Annotated in this window: 21 protein-coding genes and 1 pseudogene; 8 read left to right on the forward strand and 14 right to left on the reverse strand. The window is 50.7% G+C overall.

Features of this window, described 5'->3' with window-relative positions; translation table 11 throughout:
* Window positions 1-18: 18 nt before the first annotated feature.
* From allB to ACE419_RS08810, 6 genes are all read right to left on the reverse strand, one after another.
* Entirely contained in the window at window positions 19-1,392 is a 1,374-nt protein-coding gene (gene allB / locus ACE419_RS08785; RefSeq protein ID WP_435721745.1) for an allantoinase AllB, read from the reverse strand.
* A gap of 36 nt (window positions 1,393-1,428) precedes the next feature.
* Window positions 1,429-2,475, reverse strand: a complete 1,047-nt coding sequence (locus ACE419_RS08790) for an ABC transporter substrate-binding protein (RefSeq protein WP_432646296.1) — start codon at window positions 2,473-2,475, stop codon at window positions 1,429-1,431.
* A 58-nt stretch (window positions 2,476-2,533) separates the two neighbouring features.
* Window positions 2,534-3,517 carry an ABC transporter permease gene (locus ACE419_RS08795; protein WP_435721746.1) on the reverse strand — a complete coding sequence of 328 codons (984 nt, stop codon included), beginning with the start codon at window positions 3,515-3,517 and terminating at the stop codon, window positions 2,534-2,536.
* A gap of 39 nt (window positions 3,518-3,556) precedes the next feature.
* The gene (locus ACE419_RS08800) at window positions 3,557-4,318 is read right to left on the reverse strand and encodes an ABC transporter ATP-binding protein (protein WP_432646294.1); all 762 of its coding nucleotides are present in this window, start codon (window positions 4,316-4,318) and stop codon (window positions 3,557-3,559) included.
* Between the two features lie 297 nt (window positions 4,319-4,615).
* Window positions 4,616-5,920, reverse strand: a complete 1,305-nt coding sequence (locus tag ACE419_RS08805; protein WP_435721747.1) for a dicarboxylate/amino acid:cation symporter — start codon at window positions 5,918-5,920, stop codon at window positions 4,616-4,618.
* 250 nt (window positions 5,921-6,170) lie between these two features.
* Window positions 6,171-7,556, reverse strand: a complete 1,386-nt coding sequence (locus ACE419_RS08810) for a replication initiation protein (RefSeq protein ID WP_432646292.1) — start codon at window positions 7,554-7,556, stop codon at window positions 6,171-6,173.
* Between the two features lie 375 nt (window positions 7,557-7,931).
* On the opposite strand from ACE419_RS08810, the gene ACE419_RS08815 reads away from it, so the two are divergent.
* The 3 genes from ACE419_RS08815 (at window position 7,932) to ACE419_RS08825 (ending at window position 9,924) form a co-directional block, all read left to right on the forward strand.
* Window positions 7,932-8,282 carry a hypothetical protein gene (locus ACE419_RS08815; protein WP_435721748.1) on the forward strand — a complete coding sequence of 117 codons (351 nt, stop codon included), beginning with the start codon at window positions 7,932-7,934 and terminating at the stop codon, window positions 8,280-8,282.
* A 256-nt stretch (window positions 8,283-8,538) separates the two neighbouring features.
* Window positions 8,539-9,195, forward strand: coding sequence for a polysaccharide deacetylase family protein (locus tag ACE419_RS08820; protein ID WP_432646291.1), 657 nt, complete (start codon window positions 8,539-8,541; stop codon window positions 9,193-9,195).
* A gap of 90 nt (window positions 9,196-9,285) precedes the next feature.
* Window positions 9,286-9,924, forward strand: a complete 639-nt coding sequence (locus ACE419_RS08825) for an NUDIX hydrolase N-terminal domain-containing protein (RefSeq protein ID WP_435721749.1) — start codon at window positions 9,286-9,288, stop codon at window positions 9,922-9,924.
* Between the two features lie 130 nt (window positions 9,925-10,054).
* On the opposite strand, the gene ACE419_RS08830 is transcribed toward ACE419_RS08825, so the two are convergent.
* Window positions 10,055-10,897 (reverse strand): class I SAM-dependent methyltransferase, encoded by an 843-nt coding sequence (locus tag ACE419_RS08830; protein ID WP_435721750.1) that lies wholly within the window; start codon window positions 10,895-10,897, stop codon window positions 10,055-10,057.
* A gap of 207 nt (window positions 10,898-11,104) precedes the next feature.
* Window positions 11,105-12,346, reverse strand: a complete 1,242-nt coding sequence (locus tag ACE419_RS08835) for a M20 family metallo-hydrolase (RefSeq protein WP_435721751.1) — start codon at window positions 12,344-12,346, stop codon at window positions 11,105-11,107.
* Window positions 12,347-12,531: 185 nt separating this feature from the next.
* On the opposite strand from ACE419_RS08835, the gene dcuC reads away from it, so the two are divergent.
* Together dcuC and ACE419_RS08845 are read left to right on the forward strand one after the other, a co-directional pair.
* Window positions 12,532-13,782 (forward strand): C4-dicarboxylate transporter DcuC, encoded by a 1,251-nt coding sequence (gene dcuC, locus ACE419_RS08840; protein WP_435721806.1) that lies wholly within the window; start codon window positions 12,532-12,534, stop codon window positions 13,780-13,782.
* 76 nt (window positions 13,783-13,858) lie between these two features.
* Complete coding sequence (locus ACE419_RS08845; RefSeq protein ID WP_435721752.1) at window positions 13,859-15,172, forward strand: amidohydrolase; 1,314 nt, start codon at window positions 13,859-13,861, stop codon at window positions 15,170-15,172.
* Between the two features lie 99 nt (window positions 15,173-15,271).
* Here the strand turns inward: ACE419_RS08845 and ACE419_RS08850 are convergent, their stop codons facing one another.
* Together ACE419_RS08850 and ACE419_RS08855 are read right to left on the reverse strand one after the other, a co-directional pair.
* Complete coding sequence (locus tag ACE419_RS08850; RefSeq protein ID WP_435721807.1) at window positions 15,272-16,210, reverse strand: hypothetical protein; 939 nt, start codon at window positions 16,208-16,210, stop codon at window positions 15,272-15,274.
* Window positions 16,187-16,589: pseudogene (locus ACE419_RS08855) on the reverse strand (replication initiation protein); the annotation flags it as partial. The pseudogene ACE419_RS08855 and the gene ACE419_RS08850, both read right to left, overlap by 24 nt.
* Before the next feature lie 1,148 nt (window positions 16,590-17,737).
* On the opposite strand from ACE419_RS08855, the gene ACE419_RS08860 reads away from it, so the two are divergent.
* Window positions 17,738-19,084, forward strand: coding sequence for an ATP-binding protein (locus ACE419_RS08860; protein WP_435721753.1), 1,347 nt, complete (start codon window positions 17,738-17,740; stop codon window positions 19,082-19,084).
* 118 nt (window positions 19,085-19,202) lie between these two features.
* Here the strand turns inward: ACE419_RS08860 and ACE419_RS08865 are convergent, their stop codons facing one another.
* From ACE419_RS08865 to acgA, 4 genes are all read right to left on the reverse strand, one after another.
* Window positions 19,203-19,814 (reverse strand): nitroreductase family protein, encoded by a 612-nt coding sequence (locus tag ACE419_RS08865; protein ID WP_435721754.1) that lies wholly within the window; start codon window positions 19,812-19,814, stop codon window positions 19,203-19,205.
* Between the two features lie 22 nt (window positions 19,815-19,836).
* Window positions 19,837-20,400 carry a nitroreductase family protein gene (locus ACE419_RS08870; RefSeq protein ID WP_435721755.1) on the reverse strand — a complete coding sequence of 188 codons (564 nt, stop codon included), beginning with the start codon at window positions 20,398-20,400 and terminating at the stop codon, window positions 19,837-19,839.
* A 4-nt stretch (window positions 20,401-20,404) separates the two neighbouring features.
* A complete protein-coding gene (acgM, locus tag ACE419_RS08875; protein WP_435721756.1) occupies window positions 20,405-21,517 on the reverse strand; it encodes a radical SAM/SPASM domain protein, ACGX system in 1,113 nt (370 codons plus the stop codon).
* A gap of 61 nt (window positions 21,518-21,578) precedes the next feature.
* Entirely contained in the window at window positions 21,579-21,812 is a 234-nt protein-coding gene (acgA, locus tag ACE419_RS08880) for an ACGX-repeat peptide (protein WP_435721757.1), read from the reverse strand.
* Window positions 21,813-21,990: 178 nt separating this feature from the next.
* Between acgA and ACE419_RS08885 the strand changes: the two genes are divergently transcribed.
* On the forward strand, window positions 21,991-22,896 hold the full coding sequence (locus ACE419_RS08885) for a LysR family transcriptional regulator (protein ID WP_432647009.1): 906 nt from the start codon (window positions 21,991-21,993) through the stop codon (window positions 22,894-22,896).
* A gap of 83 nt (window positions 22,897-22,979) precedes the next feature.
* Window positions 22,980-24,158 carry a PP-loop family protein gene (locus ACE419_RS08890; protein ID WP_435721758.1) on the forward strand — a complete coding sequence of 393 codons (1,179 nt, stop codon included), beginning with the start codon at window positions 22,980-22,982 and terminating at the stop codon, window positions 24,156-24,158.
* Window positions 24,159-24,186: the final 28 nt, after the last annotated feature.

Raw genomic sequence — 24,186 nt, forward strand, 5'->3', positions numbered from 1 at the left:
TCTATTCATTCTGCCTATTCATTCTACGGGTTCCGGAAGCTTGGCCGGCACGAAACGTCCCTGCGGCTTTTCGGGGAAGACGCCGTCTTCATAGATGCAGCGCCCTCTGAGATATGTTGCCACGGGCAGGCCCGTTCCCTGCAGGCCCACAAAAGCGGAAAATTTATTGAGGTACTCAAGCTGCTTGGCCTTGATCTCCCAGCCGTGCTCCGCGTCCAAGAATACAAAGTCCGCATCAAAGCCCGGCAGGAGCGCGCCCTTGCGGCCCCAGAGGCCGAAGATTCTCGCGGGATTCTCGGCAAGGACCTTGGCCACAAGCAAAGGCGATGCCCCGTGCTCCTCGACGGCGAGATTCCAGAAGCCCTGCAGCGTCGTCTGCACACCGGAAAGACCGCCCCAGGCACCGAAAGCACCTTTCGGGCCTGACTCGTCTTTTCTCTCCAACGTGCAGGGAGAATGATCCGAGGCCACGGCATCAATCGTGCCATCGGCGACATACTGCCATAACTTCTTCCTGGCCTCTTCCGAACGCAGCGGCGGGGAACACTTGAAAATCCCTCCGCGTTTCAGATAATCCTCTTCGTTCAGGAGCAAGTACTGCGGGCAGGTCTCTGCCGTAACGGCAATGCCGTTTTTCTTTGCCTCTGCTACAAGAGCTGCAACTTCCGGATGGGAAACATGGCAGATATGTGCTTTCGTGCCTGTCTTCTGCACGATGCGGATTAAATCGGCTACGGCTTTCTTCTCGGATGCAACGGAATGCACATTGAGGTAATCCTGCCGCGATGTTTTCCCCTGCTTCAGGCAATCTTCCTCGGCCTCTTTGAGCATCTGATAGTCTTCACAGTGAAAACCTGCAAGGCCATGCCATGTTTTTAAGTAAGAAAGGCGGTCTGCAATCTCCTCGAGATTCAAATCCGTATAGTCAGGGCCGGCATCACACATGAAGCTTTTGTAGGCAATCGCTCCGACTTCGGCTAAGCCAAGCAAATCCTTTTTATTGGTGCGGATCAGCGCGCCCCACAGCCCATAGTCGATATACGATTTGCCACTGGCAATCGCGGCCTTCTTCTGCAGCCGCACAGCCGATGTAACAGGCGGGACATTGTTGAGCGGCATATCCAGGATGGTCGTGACGCCGCCTTTCGCGGCGGCACGGCTGCCATGGTAAAAATCCTCCCATTCCGCATAACCAGGTTCATCAAAATGCGTGTGTTCATCGACAACGCCCGGCAGTACGAAATTATTTTTCGCATCGACAATCTTTTGGGCTTCTGCCTTGTCTTTTTCATCAAGGAAGCCTGCAATCCTGCCGTCTTTTACAGCCATATGCTTATGAACGATGCCAGAAGGCGTTACAAACTGTCCATTCTTCACCAGAAGATCAAACATATCTTGGTTCACTTCTTTTCTGGAATCCAATTTCTGTTACTTAACGGTAACGAGGGAAGCGTCCACTTTGCTGAGTTCCTTCGGATCTGCATACTTCTTGAAATCCGGCTTCGACGGGATGTTCTTCATCTCATGCATGAACCCTGCCATCTCATCGCAGGAAGACTTGAAATGATCGTCAAACGTCATATTGTACTTGTTCTGAGACATGATGTGCTTAACCTGTTCCTTGTCGAGTTTGAGCTCCGTCGCTACGATCTCAGCAGCTTCGTCCGGATGTTCGTTGATGAAATCCGTTGCTTTCTTCAGAGCGCGAAGCATGGCTTCGACATCTTTCGGATGTGCCTTTAAGAACTGATCCGTTACCTGCATCGTCGTATAGAAGCTCAGCCACTGTACATCGCCCTGCTTATCGCCGAGGTACGATTTCAGACCGCTGAAGAGCAGCTTGCCGCCTGACTTCTGCGCGTTGCTGACCCACGGCTCCCAGCAGGCCATGGCATCAATATCACCGTGTTCCATGGCTGCAATCTGATCACTCGGGCTCAGCGTTACGAACTGAATCTTGTTGACATCAACGCCCATCTCTTTGCACATATTGCGAATGGCAATGAGGACGCCGGAGCCAGCGGCCATGCCGATTTTCTTGCCTTCCAGGTCTTTGGCATTCACGATGCCCGAATCCTTGCGTGCTACAACGCACTGCGTGTTGCCGATATCAGCCATCGGCGCTACAATCTTGACGCCGACGCCATTGGCCGCTACGGCAATATCCGTATACGGCGACTCAAACGAAACCTGTGCTTCGCCGCCGGAAATCAGTGGCGAAATATCACCGCCGGACTGCACAAATTTATTCGTGACATTCAGGCCTTCCTCTTTGAAATAACCCTTCTTATCCGCAATGATCTGCTGAGCAGAAATCTGCGGGTCAATGACGCCGTAAGCAACAATCTCATTGCTGTCTCCGGAACCTGCGGACTTTTTCGTATCGGAACCGCACCCCGCTACAATGGAGGCTGCCATAGTCAAAGCCAGGCCTACACAGGCGAGCTTCTTGATTTTCTTCCATTCCATCTTCATAAGGACTTCCACCTTTCTCTCCATTTCATGAATGATTGAATATAGATCCCTTCATCATTTATTTTTCTACTGCCTTGCCACCGTTGATGTTCTTCCAGCGGAAGAGCTTCTTTTCAAGGATGGAAAGGAAAGCATAGAAAACTGTGTATTCAAGGCCGATCAGCGTTGCTGCGAGGAACATATCGGCCATCTTAAACCAGTTCTTCGCATTGACGATGATGTAGCCAAGGCCTTTATCGGCGCCCATCATTTCCGCGACAACGAGTGCCGAGAACGTCAGGGCCAGACTGATTTTCATACCATCGAAAATCGTCGGCAGTGCGGAATTCAGGATGACTTTCGTAAAAATCTGCTTATCGGTTGCACCAAGACTTTTCGCAGAGCGAATCAACAGCGGGTCGGTATCGCGAATACCATTTTCAATGTAAATGAGCATCGGAATGAAGGTAGCATATGCAATCAGGGCGATTTTGGAACCTTCGCCAATGCCGAACCAGATCATGAAAATCGGCAGGAACGCGAAGACTGGAATCGGACCGACCATGTTTAGAATCGGCGATAAGATGTTGTCCGCGTCCCGGCTCATGGCAATCATGATGCCGACAACCAGTGCCGCGACGACGCCGATGACAAAACCGACGATCATGCGGTAGAAGCTGATGCCGATGTGCAGGAGCAGCGTACCGTCAAGCAGGTAATCATAGCCCGTTTCAATGACCGTAACCGGCGACGGCAGGAACACCGGATTGAACCAGCCGCTCTGCGTGTTGAGGTAAGCTACGAGCTCCCAAATGCAGAAGAAGAAAAACAGCGACAGGATTTTGTAAAACCGGTCTGCCTTGGCTCTGCGTGCATCGCGGTATTTTCGCGGAATGACTTTTTCCTCAAAATCCGGCTCCGGTGCGTACTGCGAAAGGACTAGGCCGTCAAAGCACATGAGCTCCAGATTCTTGTTTTTCTTCGCCGCAGCCATATCAGCCGCACCCGCATCAGCGGGTACATACGGTATGGCTGCTGCGTCGTTCATTTTCATCGTTGCCATGGTTTCTGCTCTCCTTTATTGATCAATTCCTCACACGGCTTATTCTGCAATGACCATTTCATCGGCCGGTGCATCGGCGATGCTGTGTGAGAAGAGGTCCACATATTCTTCAAATTTCGGGCTGCGGATATTGCGCGGCCGCGGCAGCTCGATGCGCTCATCAAGGGCAACCTGCCCATCTTTGAGGATGACCACGCGGTCGGCCAGATAAACGGCTTCGGGGACGCTGTGCGTGATGAAGAACACCGTTTTCTGCGAAAGCTGCCAGATGCGGATGAGCTCCTTGCGCATGGAATCACGCGTCAGAGCATCGAGGGCGCCAAGAGGCTCGTCCATGAGGAGGACCTTCGGATCATTGGCAAGGGCTCTTGCGATGCCAACGCGCTGGGCCATGCCGCCTGAGAGCTCAGCCGGATAGGAATTTTCGTATTCCTCGAGGCCGATCATCTTGATGTATTTATCGGCGAGCTCCTTAGCGTCATCGCGTTTTTTGAGGCGCGGCCCAAACTCGATGTTCTGCCGGACCGTGTACCAAGGGAAAAGTGCGTGCTGCTGGAACACGACGCCGCGTTCCTCTGACGGCCCATCGACATCCTTGCCATCCACGCTGATGCGTCCTTTATCCGGCTTCAGGTAGCCTGCCAAGAGATTCAGAAGCGTGGATTTGCCGCAGCCGCTCTTGCCGAGCACACAGATGAATTCACCGGTCTCTATCTTGAGATTGACATCTTTGAGGATGTATTTGGGCTTGCCATTGACAATATCAAAAGCTTTGTGAACGTACTGAAATTCCACACCCATTGTTTTCCCTCCTAAGTTCTTAATGCACACACAAACGAAAAAGGCGCAAGCCCGATTATAATCAGGTTTGCGCCATTGCAAAGTCTTGCTCGTTCTTTTATTCTCAAGAGCTTGTGCCTTGTTCTCTGCTCTCGATGGTTTTATTATAGGAGACTCCATGTACTCGAACAATGTTCAGTTTTCATAAAAACAGCGCATTTCACTATTCAATATGAACACGATATAGCAAGCATGATGCGCACAAAAAAATGACCTGCAGCAACAGCAGGCCATTTTTTGGAAAGGATTGGAGAGGGATTACAGTGGCGATGCAGGCTTCCTTGCGGGAGAAAGTGAAGCTGACTGCAAAGTATAATTAGCCACAGCCGCAGAAGCTGCAGGAACCATTTCATGGTCAAAGATCTCACGGTGGAACTCGCCCTCGCTGACCGCGATGATAAGGGCAACCATGACATCATCGATGACGTTGAGGACGGTGCGGAACATGCCCGAGAACCAATCGATGCCGGCGAGCAGGGCGACACCTTCAATCGGGAGTCCGACGGCCGGCAGGACGATGGCCAGGGCGACAAGACCGCCGCCAGGGACGACAACCGTACCAAGCGTAGCTAAGGTAGCCATGACAACGATCGTGACCTGCTGGCCAATGCTGAGCTCAATGCCAAAGAACTGGGCGACCGTGATGCAGGCCAAAGCGAGGTAAAGGGCAAGGCCGTCGCTGTTAAGCGTCATGCCAAGGGGATTGATGAGGCGCGACACCCTGCGGCTGATGCCAATCTTGTTCTCAGAGTCGGCCATCTTTACAGGCAGCGTGACGGCCGAAGACGTCGTCGTAAAAGCGACAATGCCCATGTTGAGCACCTTATGTGCTAAAGCAAATGGGGAAACGCGAGCATAGAGCGAAGCCATCGTAATGCCGGCCGTCAGGATGGCAGCGGCACCAATTGCCATGGCACCGAGGAATTTAAACAGCGGCAGAATGACGGCAAAGCCGTACTTGCCGATCGCCCAGCCGAGCAGCGAGAAGATGCCGACAGGAGCGAGTTTCATGACAAGGCGGACAATCGTCAGCAGGCATTCATTGCCCACACGCACGAGATGCAGGAGTTCCTTGCTCTGCGTGCGTTCCATGACAATGTTGATGGCCACGCCGAGGAACAGGGCAAAGACGATGACCTGAATCGTGTTGCCATCGGCGATAGACTGCACGATATTCTTAGGAAAGAAATTCGTGATGATCGAAGCAAGCGTCGCATCGGAACCCTTGACATTCGTCGTGAGGTCCTGTCCATACGAGATGCCCGCGCCCGGCGTCAGAATGTTGGCGAGAATCAGGCCAATCGTAGCCGCGGCCACCGTCGTGATGCTGAAGCCGAAAAATGCCTTCGTGCCAAGACGTCCGAGCGAATGCAGGTCCAGCGAGGCAATGGCCTCAACCACAGACCCCATGACGAGCAGGACAATCGACATCTGAATGAGTCTGAGGAAAATATCCCCGACAAATTTTAACTGGACCATCAGGTCGCTGGCCACATAGCCCGCGGCCATGCCTAATATCATCATAATAAAAATCGAAGTCGTTAGACTGACGTGCTTCCTCATAATGCTCCCTCCCGAGTAAAATAAAAATGGTGCAAGTCCCGCGCCACTCGGCACGACTTACTTGCACCATTGCAATGTCCTGTTCTCAAGAACAATTTTATTATAATTTCTAAAAACCGGTCTGACAATGTACAGATAGACTATTTTCAGCAAAATGAACTATGCATATTATCCATATACAAAAGACTGTGCGGAAAATATTCTGCACTTGCCCTGAAAAAGTCCAGTACTGGACTTTTTCAGAGTTCCTTTACTCAAACAAAGATGTACTTCTGACCGCCTTAATCTCTCCCGCCATCATCTTGCCTAAAACCACCTGCGTTAAGAGCCTGTATTCGCGGTATGTTTTTTTGCGCGAGCAAGCATGCTCCTTATTGAAGCCCTTGCGTCCGGCCAGATACTCAAGCTGGGATATGTTTTTCTTGATGAAAGTCAAGAGGTCCGACAAAGTCAGATTGCTGACATAATCTTTTGCCTGCTGCTGATAAGCGGCGATGCGATGCTGTTCATCCTCTTCTTCCTGAATGTTCTTCATGCGTTCCTGAAGTTCACGGTTCTGAATCCGTGCATTGCCATGTTCCAAAGCCTTGTTTTGGCAATTCGCAGCTGCAGCCCAGTCCTGCTTGACAGCTGTGATGAAATATCTGCCATACGTATCCGGGTCTTTTTCTTTGCCAGCCTGTCTGTCATTGCGGATCCGATCAAAAACCATATGAAAATTGCTGACGATGCGATCATCGGACATGCCATCGAAGTTATCCCGAATATACTTGGGATCAAAGCCTTTATCACAGGCAATGCTGAACAGGACCAGTACGCGTTTGCTGAACTTAGCCTGCAGGGTTTTGACGAGTGCAGGAGCGAGCTGCGGGAAATAGGTATCGGCATTCGCCTCTTTGCTGAAGCCAAAGACGATCGTAGTAGCCTTGCGTCCGCGGCTGCCATCGTCTTCGATGAAGAAATCTTTGTAGCTGGTATGGCGGTGAATTTCTTCAATGGAAGAGTTGATGACCTTCCTCTTGAATTCTTTATAGGAGGATTCTGGATATAAGTCAATCTCCTGACGAAACTGGTCGATGGGGATTTCATGAATGTCCATGCGGTCAAGATTGCGCAGGTAAATGAAGATACGCATGGAGACGATGGTGTCGAGTGCCAGTATATCTTCAATATCCATCGTAATATAGGTACCCTCTTTAAGATTGAATAGATATTGATTTAATCTCGGAGGGATGCTGACGTTAAGGATATGGGTCCGACGATTATAGGAGAGTTCTGAGATAAAATTAGCATGGTAGATGTCTTGTTCGCCATTGCTGTCTTCTCTTGACCGAAGGTCGATATAATTCTGTGATAATTTTGTGAAGAGTTCTGCTACGATCATACCTCTGGCCTTGCGTGAATCGATATTAAGCTTATCGGCAAAACGTAAAGCATCAAAGGAGTACATCGTCCCCTGCTCTGGTACATGATGTTCATCCATAGAAGCGATAAAGAGGTACCACGCCTTAAGCTGATTCTTGCTCAAAGAGTACTTAGCTGTAGCAAACTCTTTGGCAATTGACATCTGTCCGGTATCTCTGGGGATGAGAAAGACAGAACGATGCGATAACGTCATATTGTCTTCGCTTGGCATGACTGTCTCTCCTTTCGTCTCTCAGTAGTTGTTGCTATTTATTATACATGAGATAGAAATGAAACAGAAGGGATGCTCACAACCTTTTTAGACACTTTTCTTTTTTCTCTGTACTAGTACTTATAGTATTAAGTATAGTATAGTAGGGTGAAAAGTGTCGCGTTCGGTTGTGGCCGCAAACCCGCATGATCTCTATGTTTTAAAAAAGTGTCGCGTTCGGTTGTGAAGGAAAGGTGTCGCGTTTGGTTGAAAGGTGTCTAAAAAGGTTGTGGCACCAAAATGCCCGCAAAGCCTTGCTATTACTGGATTCTTGCCCAAAAACGCTGCATTTAAAGGTGTCGCGTCCGGTTGTGACCGAAAAACGTGAAGCCCAAAATGAAAAATTGCAAACCCGCAAAGCCTTGCTGTGTCCAGGTTTTTGCTCTGAAAAGGGCCAAAATACAAAGCGAAAAAGGTGTCGCGATCGGTTGTCAAATTTTGGAAGGTGTCGCGTTTGGTTGTCAAAAGGTGTCTAAAAAGGTTGAAATATGCACAGGAAGTGATATTTATCAACATGTTATGCACAGATTATCAACAGAGTTATCCACAGAAATTGGGGGGCTTTATCCGGTTGGTCTACAACCGATTGCGACACCTTTCTCTATCGTCAGTTTGGAGTTTCTGCGTACGGCTTGGAGCTTTGACGAACTCAGTTTGGAGTTTTTGCGAACTGAACCGGCCAATTGACGCCGATTCAGCAGGGAAAATGCTGATTTTCTTGCTGAAAACGGTCTTTTTTCGAGGAAGAAGTCATATGGATGCGATAAGAATACAGAAAATTTCTTCTCTTGGTACGCAAAAACTTGAAACTGAGCAGGCAGTTCACAAAAACTCCAACCGAAAATGCACGTCAAGTATAGTCAGTTGGCAGGAAGATGCCGCTCTTTGGCGAATTCTTTCGTTAAGAAATGAAAGTATCCTTAATTGTGGGGAGGGGAGTTTCTTGCGAAAGAAGAAATTTTTTCTGGCCGCAGCATTGACTGCGATGATGATGGGGATGTCGTCGCTGCCGGCCGCCGTGCCGTCGGCGGAAGCCAGCGTTGAGACTATGACGGCAGGAAATGCGGACATGAAGTATCCGTATGTGCATCTGAAGGATGATGCTGCCATCGAAGTGAAGATCAATGCGGATATCCGCAGCCAGCTCGACGATATGAGGTACGGCTTGGGCTATCATTATGACCAAATAAGCACGTCATATCAGTGCAAGTACGAAGGTCAGCGCTATGTCTCGCTGATTCTCTGTGTCTGGACGTACAATCATGGCGCTGCTCACGGCATGCCGCACTATCGGGGCGTGACGTACGACAAGGAAAACGGCGAACGCGCTTCGATCCGCGATTTCGTGAAGATCAGCTCGGATGATGCCGACCGCATTTATAATCTGCCTGTCTTCAGCATCAGCGGCAAGCTCATTCCAAAGTACGATCTTTTCAGCGAATATGCCGATACGCCTTTAAGCGGCAATTTCTTCCTGGCCGGTCACGGTCAGATTGGCCTGATTTATCAGCCGTATCAGCTGGCGGCCTTTGTTTACGGCATGACGAGCATCATTTTGCCGACGAGTCTTGTCGAAGAGCTCAACGAAAAGAATCCTTGATAAAATTGTGGCAAGGCGGAGCAAAATGACGTAACGTGCATACAGCAAGGCGAGAATGCACATAGCAAACAGAAAAAGAGGTCTATCACCATGACAGAGCAAAATATATCTTCTAAACAGCAGTGGCTTGACTGGATTGCGAAAATCCAGAGTATTGCGCAGGCGGGGCTGTATTACAGCCATGACCGTTTTGAGCTTGAGCGCTATCAGGAGCTGCGCGACATCGCGGCAGAGATGATGGCGGCTGAGGCCGATCTGCCGCTTGCTAAGGTCAAGGACCTTTTCTGCAATGAGACAGGCTATCAGACGCCGAAGATCGATACACGCGCCGCTGTCTTTCAGGATGGCAAAATCCTGCTCGTCCATGAAGGCACGGGCAAGTGGTCGCTGCCCGGCGGCTGGTGCGACGTTGACCAGTCGGTCGCGGACAACACCATAAAAGAGGTCAAGGAAGAAGCGGGCCTCGACGTCGCCATCACCCGCGTCATTGCCATTGACGACTGGCGTAAGCACAATAAACGCAATCATCCCTATGGCGTCATCAAGATTTTCTCGCTCTGCAGGGTCCTTGGCGGCTCTTTTGAGCCCAATATCGAGACGACCGAAGCGAAGTATTTTGCGGAAGGGGAGCTCCCGCAAAACCTTGCGCTCGAGAAAAACAGTCCCGAACAAATCAAACGCTGTTTTGCCGCCTATCACACGCCCGACTGGCAGACCACGATGGACTGAAAAGCAGTATAGTCGGGGAACAATACAAAAACAGGCATCTCATGAAGAAAATTTCATGGCATGCCTGTTTTTTGATGAAGTCGCTAAAGCCTGCAGATGTCAGAGCCGCCTAGGCTATTATGCTGTCCGTTTATTCCTTTTTACCTTCGACACAGATCCAGCCTTCGGTCGATTCGATATGGATCTCGACGTTCGTAAAGCCGGCCTCGCGGAAAATGCGGCCAAATACCTCAGGAGTCTGGTTGTAGAGGTGGTAGCGGATGATATTTTCCTGTACGGCATCACTGAGGTCCGGACGGCCGTAAATCTCGGCGATGAGCAGGAATGTTCCGCCTGGTTTAAGCACGCGGTAAACTTCCTTGAGATTTTCCGGCGGGTCTGGCCAGAAGTAGAAGCTCTCGACCGTCGTAATCTTGTCGAAGCTGTCGTCCTCAAAGGGGAGTTTCTCAACAGAGCCCTCGAGGATGTCCATTTTGCCGTCTTCGATGTCGTCGGCATTGAGCTTGCGCGATTCCTGCACGGATACTTTGGAATAATCCACGCCTGTCAGATGGCCCGTTTTGATGCGCGCACTCATGTGCTTGAGGTTGGCGCCGCCGCCGCAGCCGATGTCGAGGACGTTTTCGTCGCCGCGCCAGTCAAAGTGTGAAAGGCCCCACATCGTCAGGGCCGCATGGCTCTCATTCATGCGCGCGAGCATTTCCTCGCCGGCCGAGCCGGTCGGCTTGGCCGGATTGCCCTCTTTCGTGACTTCTTTTTGATGCTGCTCTTCTTCATCTGCTGCCACACCGACAATCTGGCGGACCATGTCGCCGAGATCGACTTTGGCGACAATCTTATCGGCGACTTTATTCATCATGGAGTCAATCTCATCATCGCTGGCAAGCTCATCGGCCTTTTTATTGAGGATGGCCTCGATTTTTGCATTTTTATCGTTTAAAGCTTTTACATCTTTTTCGGACAGATCACTCATCATTATACCTTCTTCCATCTGTTTGTGTTGCTTCATTGTTGTATGGAGCAACTAGTCATTATTCTTCTGCAAATGTATCAACATTTCCTCTTTATCTCGCAGCATCCCTCGAATTTTTCTTAGGGATGCTGTTTATAATACCACAAAAGGGACTGTGTGTACGTGATTTCCTCACGAAGGCACAGCCCCTTTTTTCTTGAGGTACCGTTACAAAGAAAAATCTTTCTTGGCAAGTGTGCGGATAACTTCGCTGAAGACGCTGGCACCGGCAGCGATGTCTTCGGGCGAGGCATATTCGGCCGGATTGTGGCTGATGCCGTCGCGACACGGGATGAAAATCATGCCGGTTGGGGCGTATTCAGCCCAATGCATGCTGTCGTGGCCGGCGCCGCTCGGCATTTCAATATGCGTGAAGCCGAGTTTTGCAGCTGTATCCGAGACGAGCTTGACGATATGTCTGTTCATGACTGCAGGTTTTTCGTCACTGACGGGCTTGATGTCGCAGGGGATATCGCGTTCGTCTGTCACCTGTTTGATGTAAGCTTTGAGCTCATCGGCGACTTTTTTCTTTGCCGCGGCCGAGATGCTGCGGATGTCAATGCCAAGGTCAACCTCGCCCGGAATGACGTTCATGACATCCGGCGTCACGTCGCAGATGCCGACCGTGCCGACAACAGGCGCACTCGTCTCGCTGGCAGCGAGTTCCTCAAGCTTCGTGATGATTTTAGCCGCTGCGCAGAGGCCGTCATGGCGCAGATTCATCGGCGTGGCCCCGCTGTGGTCGGCACTGCCATGCAGATAAACGCGGAAGCGCGTCGGTGCGGCGATGCCCGTCACGGCGCCAATCTGCACCTGCCGATGCTCCAGGACTTTGCCCTGTTCGATATGCGTTTCAAGGAAAGCTTTGAGCGGCTTCTTGTAGATGGCACGCTCGATATGGTCGGGGTCGAGTCCGCGCGCTTTCAAAACTTCGCGCAGACTGTGGCCCTGCTTGTCCTGCAGACGGTCGAGGTCTTCCTGCGAGAGCTCGCCGCGCATGGCACGGCTGCCGAGCGTCGCCGCACCAAAGCGGCTCGATTCCTCGCACATAAAGAGCACGACTTCGATGGGATGGTCGGGAACAAAACCTTCCTCATGCATGCTGCGGACGGTCTCGATGGCCGACAAAATGCCGAAAATGCCGTCGTAATTGCCGCCTTCCGGCACACTGTCCCCGTGCGAGCCGCACATGACAGCGGGCAGCGACTCATCCCTGCCCGCATAATGCCCAATGACATTGCCAAACGCATCCACGCGCAGCGTCAGCCCCGCATCCCGCATGAGCTGCATCAAATAATCGCGCCCCTGCCAGTCCGCATCCGAAAAAGCCAGCCGGTTAATGCCCCTGCCCGCGGCCGTGATGTTTTTTAACGTGGCAAACTGTTCTTCAAGTCGTTTTTGGGAAATCATAGTGATATTGCCCCCAATCTGCATATTCTGATCATTTTTCTTTTATTGTATACTTAACGAGAAACACTTTCAATATATTGACACGCGTAACTATGAAATTTATAATGAAACAGAATGCTATCATGCATTGCAATTATAATTCTATAGCGAAAAGGAAAGGTGGTAGTTACTACATGGTAACTCTCATGCTGATTGCGGGTACAGTCATCGTCTGTGCCGTAGTCGTCGCACTTGTCAAGGGAGCCGATGCGCGCATCACGCTGATTGGTTCTGGTATCCTCATGGCTGCGATTGGCGGCGTGCCAATGGCAGCACTTGACGCCTTTGCTAAGAGCATGACCAACAGCGGCCTGATTCAGGCAGTCTGCTCGGTTATGGGTTTTGCAATGGCCGTGCGTTTCACGGGCTGTGATAAGCACCTGATTAACGCCATGGCGTCCGTCATTTCGCGTGTACGCTTCTTCCTGATTCCGGGCGTTGTCATCTGCACGTATCTCGTCAACATTGCCCTGCCGAGTGCTGCTGGCACGGCCGCTGCGGCTGGTGCTATCTTCATTCCGCTGCTCATGGCTGCTGGCGTCGGTCCTGCTCTGGCCGCTGCCGCTGTAAAATGCGGTACATACGGCAGTATGCTGAACCCAGGCCTCGCGCACAACCCATTTGTCGCCAAAATTGCCGGTGTCGATGTCATGGATGTCATTGCCTTCCATTATAAGGCCAATATTGCTTCCCTGATTGTTGCCACCATCTGCATCACGGTCATCGCACATGTCCTTAAGGAAGATAAAGGCCATGTTCCTGAACACCTCCAGATTGACAAAAACTTCAAAGTCAATTATCTCTACGCTTTGATGCCGGTCGTTCCTATCGTCATCCTGCTGCTCGGTTCGACGAAACTCGTGCCGATTTTCAAAATGGGTGTTCCGCAGGCCATGATTATTGGTGCAATCCTAACACTTGTCGTCACGCGCACGAAGCCAAAGGATCTCAGTGATGCTTTCTTCGACGGCATGGGCAAAGCCTATGGCAAGATTATCGGCATCATCATTTCTGCCGGCGTCTTCGTTGCAGGTCTTACGTCCATCGGCCTTGTCAAATGGTTTATCGACGCCATGCTCAACAATCCGGCCATCGTCAAGATTTGCGCAGCTTTCGGTCCGTTCCTGCTCGGCCTGCTCACGGGTTCCGGCGATGCAGCGACGTTCGCCTTCAATGAAGCTATCACGCCGTATGCTCCGGACTTTGGCATGACGCAGGTCCAGATGGGCAGTATGGCGACGCTCGGCGGTACGCTGGGCCGTACGATGTCGCCGATTGCCGGTGCAACGATTATCTGTGCTGGCATCGCCGGCATCAACCCGATGGAGATCACGAAGCGCAATGCGATTCCGATGCTCTGCGCTCTGACGGTCGGCATGCTGATCCTGCTGTTCTGATTTGATTTATGGGTGCTGCTCGTCAGCACCTTTTTTCTTGCCGTTATATAATTGATTGTATGGAAGGTGATTTTTGATGGACTTAAAAGAAACAATCCTGAAATTTGCCGATGAAGAGCAGGCTGCGATGGTCAAATGCCGCCGTGACCTTCATGAACATCCGGAACCGGGCTGGACGGAGTTCCGCACGGCTGCGAAAGTGGCCAAAACGCTGTCGGACCTTGGCTATGAAGTTAAGACAGGCGCCGATACCATCAAGCAGGAAGCTATGATGGGCGTTCCTTCAGCGGAAAAGCTTGCAAAGGAACAGAAACGCGCGATTGCAGAAGGCGCTGACCCAGCCTGGGTTGAAAAAATGACCGGCGGCCGTACGGGCGTGCTCGGCATCATGCATTTCTCAGATGACGGTCCTGTCGTCGGTGTCCGCTTTGATATGGATTCCAACGATGTGACGGAGACGGCAGAGCCGGAGCACCGCGCAAACAAAGAGGGCTTTGCTTCGTGCCACACAGGTGCAATGCATGCCTGCGGCCATGACGGCCATACGACGGTCGGACTGGCCCTTGCCAAGCTCCTGGCCAGTCTTAAAGACCAGCTGCGCGGCACGATTAAGCTTTGCTTCCAGCCGGCAGAAGAAGGCGTGCGCGGTGCACATGCCATGGTCGAAAGCGGCATTGTCGACGATGTCGACTACATGCTCGGTGCGCATTTTGGCTTTAAGATGAGAAAAACTGGCACGGTTGCCTGCAATGTCACGGGCTTCCTCGCGACGAGCAAATACGATGCGCGCTTCAAGGGCGTGCCGGCCCATGCCGGTGCCGCACCGGAGCAGGGCAAAAACGCCCTGCTCGCTTCGGCCTGCGCAGCCCTGAACCTCCATGCCATTTCACGCCATTCGGCCGGTGCTTCGCGCATCAATGTCGGCCGACTCGATGCCGGCAGCGGCCGCAATGTCATTGGCGACAAGGCCCTGCTCTGCATGGAAACGCGCGGTGCGACGAGCGAAATCAACCATTTCATGGAAACAGAGGCTGAACGCATCATCAAGGCCGCAGCCATGATGTACGACGTCAAAGTCGACATCGAAAAAGTCGGCGGCGCTGCTGGCGGCAGCAACTCGCCGGAACTCGCAGCCTTCCTCGAAAAAGAAGCCAACAGCCTCGGCATTTTCGACAAAGTCGTCGGCGAATGCCCCTTCGGTGCCAGCGAGGACTTCTCCTACTTCATGGAGCGCGTCCAGTCGCACAGCGGTCAGGCTGCCTACATGATGGTCGGTGCCGACCTCGCCGCCGGTCACCACGACTCGCATTTTGACTTTGACGAACGCGCCCTTGGCTATTCTTTGAAGCTCATGGGCTGCTCCGTCTGCAAACTCTTACTGACGAAGTAAAATCAGATTTATATCAGACAAAAATGAACGGCCTTGAAAAAGTCTAGTACTGGACTTTTTCAAGGCCGTTGTTGTTATTCTGGTCGATATTCACATAGCTTAATACTTCTTCAGCCGCTCAGCGTATTTCTTGATAAACTCCTTTTCATCCCTAAAGCCATAGGCCTGAATCGTCTTGACGATGGGCTTGATGATCCCGCCATGTGTGAGCGAGTAAGCGACGATGGAAAGCAGATTGTCAAGGTCTTCTTCGGTCAGTTTTCGCGGCTTCTTTGGCTGCGCCGGCTTGCCCGACGAAGTGATGCCCTGCGCCGCGAATGCCTCTGACATCTCATCCTGCTTTTGCTTCTTCTCGACAGCAAGCGCCGCTTCATGGTCCTTGATTTCTTCCATCGTCTCGCGTTCGCTGGCATAGTCGTTCTCGACAAAAGCCTTGATGTACTTCTTCCTGCTGCTTCCCGTCAGATGTTTGGCATCGGCCTCCGTGACGCCAAGCGCAAAGTTCTTGGCAACCACCTCGACGCCCCATTTTTTTACAACAGAATTGAATTGTATCAGAGTAAAGCCCTCGCCGTTCATCATTTGGTCTTTGAGAATGGCCTTTGCATCTTTCGGCGACCTCCTGGCTGCTGGCAGTGCTGCCGGATCCGGCGAGATGGGCTCCACATCGATGGTTTCCTTCGCTTCAGGAAGCGGACCATACCCCGCTTTGTACTCCATCCAGAAGGTAAAGCCGGCAATTTTCCTTCCCTCCCGATACGGCTCATACCAGACATGGTAGATGGTTTTCTCGTTAATTTCCGAGATAGGCTTATTTAAGACCTTTAGCTGGAAATGGTCAATCCTGCCAACATACTTGTCATCCGGAACATCAAGCTTAAAACGGACTTCCTGCAGCGATAGCTTGCGGTATATCTGCTTTTTCCCTTTTTCCAGATATCCCTGCATCTCCAGCATCAGTTCCATGAGCCGCCATGCATACTCCGACGACAAGGGGAATACCGTCTTGATCTCGTAACTGGTATACCGCTTCCCCATCAGCTCCAACAGATATGGTTTAATTTCATCATCGAATTGAATCAGCAGCCCCTTGTCTTTCTGATACCGCATCTTGCGATAAATGTGGTACAGAGTGAAGCCTTCCTCATCGTCTATCTCGATGTATCCCCGAAAGGCATTGTCTATATGCCTTTTCAGATTGGTGATGGATGCCGTATTTCCCCCCGAACAGCTCCGCCAGCTCCGATGGCGTGATCCATGTTTCCTTGAAGTCCAGATCATGAGGAATCGCATCTTTGATGTGCGGCCGGATGCCCTGCAGTCCCAGGACAAACAGCCGCAATTCTGATAGGTTCATATGCTTGCGTGCTTCTATGAGCGGATTTGCCTGATAAACCTTCCTGCCTAAGATGTTCATATCGCTCCCCTGCCCCTCTTTCTTGATACTATCAGTATATCATTTAATCCCCACCTGGTACAATAGAAAAGTGGGGAATAAAGCAAAAATAGGTGGGGATTAAGGGCAAATTTGCCATCTTTATTCCCCACAATGGCTAAAAGTCAGGTGGGTGCTTTACAAAAATAGGTGGGGATTTAAGCAAAAATAAGTGGGAAATAAAGCAAAAATAGGTGGGTACTTTGCAAAAATAAGTGGGGAATAAAGCAAAAATAGGTGGGGATTATATGTTCCCAAAAAAGTCTCGAAACCCTTGTCACATAATGGATAGAACGCTGTTCGCCGCAGCCAACAATAGTATAGAATAGTATAGAATAATTTAAAAAGTATAGAATAGTCACGTGCGCGTGTGCGCGCGAGGGCTGCGCCCTCTTTCCAGATTTCATGACTTTTTGGCTTACGCCATCCTAAAGCCTCGCGGGGACACCCCGCCGCCCCGCTATGACCGTAAAATCCCTAGCAAGATGTCACTAATCCAGCCAAAATTGCTAGCTGTTTACGTTGCATGAACCAATATTACGAGCAAAAATAGGTGGGGATTAATGGTATAAAAAAGCTTAGAGCCCGCATAATCACTAGCTTTCTAGCATTTTTAGATGGAACGGGACAGTTAGTCAAAATCTGTAGTTATGTTAGCCAAAATTGCTAGCTGTTCACGTTGCATGAACTGATGTTACAAGCAAAAATAGGTGGGGATTAATAGTGCAAAAAAGCCTAAAATCCTTATGATCACTAGCTTTCTATTACTTTTTAATGGAACAGGATCGTTAGCCAAAATCTGCAGTCATGTTAGCCAAAATTGCTAGCTGTTTAGTCAAAAAGGGTAGTCGATACATCTGGGATTCCTTTGTCCTGTCTAGTTTTACGGGCATCATGCTTCACCGTAAAATCCCTAGCACTATCAGTCGGAAATCCCCACGGATTTTTGCAAAGCTAGTCAAAGTTGGCAGCTATATCATCTGCCTCCCCTATCTTACATAGATTCTTAGGGCATTTTATAATTGACCGCAAAATACACGGCATTTAATAAAAACTGGCAAAAAATCACATAATTATATATAATAATGTGTAACCTATCACATTATTATTGATTTCAGGAAGTGATTTGTATGGAACGATTCGTTATGGAAGACCTGGTGGCGTGGAAAGAATCGCCCTACCGCAAGCCGCTGATTCTCAAGGGGGTGCGTCAGTCTGGCAAGACGTGGCTTTTGAAGGAGTTTGGCCATCGTTATTATGAGAATATGGCCTATTTCAACTTTGACGAAAATCCGGAATACCGTGACTTTTTCACTAGCACCAAAGATGTACGTCGTCTGCTGCCGAACCTGTCCATGGCCATCGGCCAACCGATTAATCCGAAAACGACCTTAATTGTCTTCGATGAGATCCAGGATTCACCGGAAGTGCTCAATTCTCTCAAGTATTTTCATGAAAATACGCCAGAATACCACATTGCCTGTGCAGGGTCCTTATTGGGCATTACTTTAGCGAAGCCGTCCTCTTTTCCGGTAGGGCAGGTAGATTTTCTCTCTGTTTATCCGATGAACTTTCTAGAATTTCTTATGGCAACCGGAAGCGAGAACTTGGTCCGTTATTTGCAGCATCTGGATTCGATCGAACCAATCCCGGCACCTTTTTTTAATCCGCTGGCAGAAAAGCTGAAAATGTATTATGTCACGGGAGGTATGCCGGAAGTCGTGAAGCGCTGGATAGAAACCGGAGATACGGAGCAGGTACAGATGACGCTGTTCAATATTCTGACTGCTTACGAACGCGATTTTGCCAAACATCCGGAACCACGGGAATATCCGAAGATTTCCCTGATCTGGCAATCTCTGCCGTCACAACTTGCACGCGAGAACAAAAAGTTTTTGTATAATGTCGTCAAACCTGGGGCACGGGCGCGCGAATACGAAGATGCTTTGCAATGGCTGGTCAACGCAGCACTGGTCTATAAAATATTCCGCATCAAGGCCCCTGGCTTGCCTTTATCGGCGTATGATGATTTGGGCGCTTTTAAGATTTATCTCATGGATGTTGGCGTACTGCGGCGGCTGTCACATCTCGATCCGTCCGCTTTTCGCGAAGGCAGTCGTCTGTTTACAGAATTCAAAGGCGCGTTGACAGAGAATTTTGTGCTGCAATCGTTGATACCACAATTTGAACTTTGTCCGCGTTACTGGTCTCGTATTAATCCGCCTTATGAAGTCGATTTCGTTATTCAGCGACAAAACGATATCATCCCAATTGAGGTCAAAGCAGACACCAATATCAAGAGCCGCAGTCTGCAAAAGTATGCAGATACTTATCCGGACGAGACAAAACTGCGCGTTCGCTTTTCTATGAATAATTTGCGACTGGATGATAATCTGCTGAACATACCGCTGTTTTTGGCAGATAAGACCGACCAGCTAATAGGCTTAGCTTTACGGACGAGGCAAACTGCCGGTTGATACACGATAAAGAGGTTTATTTTACTTTTGACCGATAAGCAACGGCCCTGAAAAAGTCCAGTACTGGACTTTTTCAGGGCCGTTTGCGCCTATCTGCCGATATTCATTTTCGCTGTCTTCAGCCGACCTTATCGAAGAAACAGGTTTCCGTTAGCGGTTTGCGGCGTATAGACAGCTTTTGATTTGGTTGGTAATCATCTGCCGGATAGCCGATGTAGAGCATGCAGACGGGCTGCCAGTCATCAGGCAGATGCAGGCTTTTCCTTGCTTTCTGCTCGTCGAAATAGCTGATCCAAGCGGTTCCGAGGCCCAAGCTCACAGCTTCGAGCATTATGTGGGTCGCTACGATGACGGCATCGGTCTGGCCGCTCTCTGTCCCGCTTTCGGGGTGTTTCCAGCAGGCCTTTTTGTCGTAACAGACCATTAGCACAAGAGGTGCTCCATAATAGATGACGATATGCTTATGGTCCACTGTATCGCTTTCCTCAGCCAAATCCACATATTTCTTCTTCCAGCCAAATGTACAGAAATCCTTGACTTTCTGCAGCTCTTCCGGTGTGTTGAGCACCAGGATTCTCTGCGGCTGTGCATTGACGGCCGTCGGGGCCCAGCGCCCGGCCTCCAAGATTTTTTTGACTTTTTCCTGCTCCACCGGCTTCTGGGAATATTTTCGCACGGTGTGGCGCTGCTTTGAAAGGGCCATGAAATCCGTGCCCTGCGGTCCAAACATCAGCTGACCCTCCTTATCGACATCAACGGTAAAGTACTTCTGCATAATGGCGTTTTGGCGCCTTTGGATAATCGCCTGCGCAGTAACCCATCGTAATGTAGACCTGCGGGGCAAAATTCTGGGGGATGCCAAATTTTGCCTGCAGTTCCTGTCCCTTGGCGGTGCCCATGGAATTCAGGACCTCGCCGACGATGCAGGTGGATACGCCCTGTTCATAGGCTGCCAGCACGATATTCTGGGCGATGATGTAGGCATCGGCTGGGGAAAAATAGAAGTTTTTCGGGCCAAACAGGGCCACGACCATCGGCGCGTTGTGAAAGGCGCTGCGGGATGCTTCGATCGCTTTTTCCGTCGGCAAGGTGACAATGCCTTTGTTGAAGTTTTCGATCACGGTGGTATGTGCCTTGCCGATGTAGTCAATTTCCATGCGGTCGGTCAGAACGACAGCCCGGATGGAATTGCGGTTGCCGGCATTGGGACTGTAGTCAATGGCCTTCAGGATTTTCCGGATCATTTCTTTTGGTACCAATTTGTCTTGAAATCTGCGGACAGAGCGTCTTCCCTTCATTGCTTCCATTAATTCCATCGTTTCATCCCTCCACCTTCATCACACCATCAACATCGGTCCAGCACTGCGGGTCTTCCGCATAGAAGCTGCCGTAAGTTCCTTTGGCTACGGCAGGGCAGCCGCGGCACCATGCCAGAAGCTTGCATCTTGAGCACTTACTGAATTTCTGGTAATCGCGATACTGCTCTGCCTGATGAAGCCAGAGGTCTGCGAGTCTGTCTTTCAGGGCATTGCCAAGGCCGCTTTCTGCGACACGCCGGCAGGCATATACTTCACCAGTCGGCAGAATCGTCAAATGGCAGTTGCCGCAATTGCAGCCACCGTAAATCATGCCTTTTTTTGCCCAGTCCGGAAGTTTGAACTCGCCTTGCTCATAACGGTAAAGAGTCCAAAGATGGTCCTTGCGATTGAAATAGGTCTCACAGGACGGATCTTTTTCGTACTGTTTGTACTTCTGATCGACAATGCCGAGGAATTTACGGTATTCTGCCGGCGTGATGCCCGTCATCTTTTTGCCGTGTTCTGCCCGTTCTGCTTCTGCGTAAAGGGCAGGCACTTTGGCGGGATCCGGAGCGGTCGGCACGTATCTTGCGAATGCGTATACCGCAGTCTTGTATTTGACAACTTCATCAATGATAGCCGGTACTTCTTTCATGTTGACAGAAGAGACCGTCGTCATCACGACGGAGGTAATGCCCGCTTCATTGATCATCGGAATTTTCTCAAGCGTTTCCCGGAAAGAACCCGGTTTTCGGAACCAGTCATGTGTCTTTTCCATGCCATCGATAGAAAGCTGGTATTTATCACAGCCGCATTCCTTCAGGCGCTTCAAATTCTCTTTGGTCAGGTGAAATGGATTGCCAAGAATCGTGAAGGGGATATGTTTGCTCTTCAGGAGTTCCATCAGCTGCCAAAAATCCGGATGGAGAATCGGGTCACCGCCGGTGATGTAGAAATACGGGAGTCTTCCGAATATCCGGCAAAAATCTTCCGCATTCGCCACCACCTTTTGCATATCCTCCCATTTCATGCTTTTGAGCGTTTTGCAGGCATTTTCTGCAAAAATGTAGCAATGCTTGCATCTCTGATCGCATTCTTCCGTGATATGCCACTGGAAAGCGAAATACTTTGCCATGATCCTGTTCCTCCATTTCCGGTTTTTACTGGCATCTGCTGATTACAATTCTTTTAGCGGCTTATTTGGCAGCGCCGCATGCACTTGACGGCTCTTCCGGTTTAGCAGCACCGCAGGCACTCGACGGCTCTTCCGGCTTGGCAGCACCGCATGCGCTCGACGGTTCTTCCGGCTTAGCAGCACCGCATGCGCTCGACGGCTCTTCTTTCTTGCCGGCGCCGCATGCCGTTCCACATGCACCCTGTGCCTCAGTAACTTCTGCCATTTTCGTCCATCCAAAAAGATTTGCTAACATGATATGCCTTCCTTTCTGCAGGTCCCTGCCTGCCACCGTAAGCTCTTCACTGCTTTGCTGTTGTTCTTTTGCTTACAAGAGCATAATACCATAGGGGCATGGGAAAGAGAAATGATTATATGCTATAATTAATGAGCAAAGTGTATAAATAAGGCAGGATGCAGAGAGGTGTTTTTCTATGAATATGACACAGCTGGAATGTTTTACCACGCTGGCCAGTACGTTGAACTACGTCCGCACGGCAGAAGAGCTGAACATGACGCAGCCGGGGGTATCGAGGCAGATTCAGTCTTTGGAGCAGGAGCTTGGCGCAAGACTTTTCCATCGTACGACGCGTTCGGTCTCCCTGACGCAGGTCGGCGCGGAGTTTCTGCCGGAAGCCCAGCAGATGCTGGGCATATACTATCGTTCCCGCGAATGGATCGCTGCTTTTCATCAAAATGCGCCGCAGACCCTGAAGATTGGCTACAACGACCCACATGCGCTCGTTTTTCTTCGCAAAGTGCTGGCGCTCATTTTGCCGGATGCGCAGAATTTGTATCCGGCGTTTACGCTTGACCAGACGGACGCCAATCTGCAGCGGCTCGTCTCCGGCGAACTGGATCTGGTCTTTGGCATCAGGGACGCGAAGTTTAAAAATGAAAAGATTGTGTTCACGCCGCTTCGCAGAGAACAGTTCGTCTGCGTCCTGCGGAAAGACCATCCGCTGGCCGAAGCCTGCAGCAGGAAGCGCCGCAAAACAGTATCTTCGGAGGAACTTTTGCCATACCGCCAAATCATCAACATTCCCCCGTACCTCCTGAAAAACGCCTTTTCCAGAGGTCACAAGCTCATCCCCGTCAATGACACGCTGCAGAATATCCTCGTGACAAACAGTTCCGAGGCCTATGCGCTCGTTCTGGCGGGCTTGGGATACTGCCTGCTGCCGGAATATATGCTGATACCCGATAAAAAGCTGAAGTTCCTGACTTGGCAGGAATCCCCTTCAGCGGCACTCGGGATTTACGCCGATGCGCAGACTTATCAGGACAAGACCTCTTCCCTGCGGAAATTCGTCAACTGTGCAGCAGGCCTGTTTTCCTGAGCAAGCTTTCCCTGCTAGGATAATCCGGTAATCCATGGTAAAATAGAAACCAGCAAATTTACGCAAAGGAAGTACAAGAATAAATGACTGCTTTTTTGAAAGCTTGGGAAGATAAAAGTGAAATCACGGTCGATGAGCTCGCGGCCATTGACTCGCAGGAGCTGTATCTTGTCGATATCCGCGACGAGGCGGCGTTTGAGCGCGGCTCGGTGTCGGGGGCCGCGAATCTGAATCCTTTAGAGCTGCAGCAGGGGGGCTATGACCTGCCTGAGGACAAGCTCATCGTCTGCGTCTGCATGTGGGGCAAAATCAGCCTCGGTTTAGCGAATAATCTGCGCGAGCAGGGTTATACGGCCGTCTCGCTGCAGGGAGGCTATGCCCTTTGGCTGCAGAAGAAGCTCGAAAAGGAAACAGCTGCAGCGGCTGTCGACGACAAGCGCCTGAAGCACATCGAAAATTCCCTGCGCAAGAAGTACAAGCGCAAGATTTCGGGCAAGTTCGTCGAGACCATCTGCGACTACAAGCTCGTCGAAGAAGGCGACAAGATCGCCGTCTGCATCTCGGGGGGCAAGGACTCGATGCTCATGGCCAAGCTCTTTCAGGAGCTCAAGCGTCACAACAAAATCCCGTTTGAACTCGTCTTTCTCTGCATGGACCCGGGCTATAACGAGATGAACCGACACATCATCGAGGAAAACGCCAAGCTGCTGCAGGTTCCCCTGACGTTCTTCTCAACGGATATCTTTGAGTCGGTCTTCCATGTCGAGGAATCGCCGTGTTATCTCTGCGCGAAAATGCGCCGCGGCTACCTTTACCGCAAGGCAAGGGAGCTCGGCTGCAATAAGATTGCCCTCGGCCATCATTTTGACGATGTCATCGAGACAAATCTCATGAGCATGCTCTATTCGGGCGCCATCCGCACGATGATGCCGCGCGTCAAGAGCACGAGCTGCCCCGGCATGGAGCTCATCCGTCCGCTCTACCGCATCCGCGAAGCAGACATCAAGAGCTGGCGCGACGACAACGGCCTCTACTTCATCCAGTGCGCCTGCAAATTCACCGAGACCTGCTCGACCTGCCATACGGACGGCACGACCGACTCGAAGCGCCTTGAAGTCAAAAAACTCATCGCGAAGCTCGCCGAGACGAATCCGCAGGTTCCCGGCAACATCTTCCACGCCATGGAAAATGTCAACCTCGACACCGTGCTGCAGTACAAACTGCACGGCGAAGAACACAGCTTTATGGAAGATTTTGACTGACTCGCCTGACTCCGGATTTCCTGAAAAC

The sequence above is a fragment of the Mitsuokella apri genome (assembly GCF_047974105.1).
GTDB lineage: Bacteria > Bacillota > Negativicutes > Selenomonadales > Selenomonadaceae > Mitsuokella.

Coding starts and splice junctions, on each gene's coding strand:
- allB (WP_435721745.1), bottom strand. CDS start 1,392: ATGTTTGATCTTCTGGTGAAGAATGGACAGTTTGTAACGCCTTCTGGC.
- ACE419_RS08790 (WP_432646296.1), bottom strand. CDS start 2,475: ATGAAGATGGAATGGAAGAAAATCAAGAAGCTCGCCTGTGTAGGCCTG.
- ACE419_RS08795 (WP_435721746.1), bottom strand. CDS start 3,517: ATGGCAACGATGAAAATGAACGACGCAGCAGCCATACCGTATGTACCC.
- ACE419_RS08800 (WP_432646294.1), bottom strand. CDS start 4,318: ATGGGTGTGGAATTTCAGTACGTTCACAAAGCTTTTGATATTGTCAAT.
- ACE419_RS08805 (WP_435721747.1), bottom strand. CDS start 5,920: ATGAGGAAGCACGTCAGTCTAACGACTTCGATTTTTATTATGATGATA.
- ACE419_RS08810 (WP_432646292.1), bottom strand. CDS start 7,556: ATGCCAAGCGAAGACAATATGACGTTATCGCATCGTTCTGTCTTTCTC.
- ACE419_RS08815 (WP_435721748.1), top strand. CDS start 7,932: ATGAAAAATTGCAAACCCGCAAAGCCTTGCTGTGTCCAGGTTTTTGCT.
- ACE419_RS08825 (WP_435721749.1), top strand. CDS start 9,286: ATGACAGAGCAAAATATATCTTCTAAACAGCAGTGGCTTGACTGGATT.
- ACE419_RS08830 (WP_435721750.1), bottom strand. CDS start 10,897: ATGAGTGATCTGTCCGAAAAAGATGTAAAAGCTTTAAACGATAAAAAT.
- ACE419_RS08835 (WP_435721751.1), bottom strand. CDS start 12,346: ATGATTTCCCAAAAACGACTTGAAGAACAGTTTGCCACGTTAAAAAAC.
- dcuC (WP_435721806.1), top strand. CDS start 12,532: ATGCTGATTGCGGGTACAGTCATCGTCTGTGCCGTAGTCGTCGCACTT.
- ACE419_RS08845 (WP_435721752.1), top strand. CDS start 13,859: ATGGACTTAAAAGAAACAATCCTGAAATTTGCCGATGAAGAGCAGGCT.
- ACE419_RS08850 (WP_435721807.1), bottom strand. CDS start 16,210: ATGGGGAAGCGGTATACCAGTTACGAGATCAAGACGGTATTCCCCTTG.
- ACE419_RS08860 (WP_435721753.1), top strand. CDS start 17,738: ATGGAACGATTCGTTATGGAAGACCTGGTGGCGTGGAAAGAATCGCCC.
- ACE419_RS08865 (WP_435721754.1), bottom strand. CDS start 19,814: ATGTTTGGACCGCAGGGCACGGATTTCATGGCCCTTTCAAAGCAGCGC.
- ACE419_RS08870 (WP_435721755.1), bottom strand. CDS start 20,400: ATGGAATTAATGGAAGCAATGAAGGGAAGACGCTCTGTCCGCAGATTT.
- acgM (WP_435721756.1), bottom strand. CDS start 21,517: ATGGCAAAGTATTTCGCTTTCCAGTGGCATATCACGGAAGAATGCGAT.
- acgA (WP_435721757.1), bottom strand. CDS start 21,812: ATGTTAGCAAATCTTTTTGGATGGACGAAAATGGCAGAAGTTACTGAG.
- ACE419_RS08885 (WP_432647009.1), top strand. CDS start 21,991: ATGAATATGACACAGCTGGAATGTTTTACCACGCTGGCCAGTACGTTG.
- ACE419_RS08890 (WP_435721758.1), top strand. CDS start 22,980: ATGACTGCTTTTTTGAAAGCTTGGGAAGATAAAAGTGAAATCACGGTC.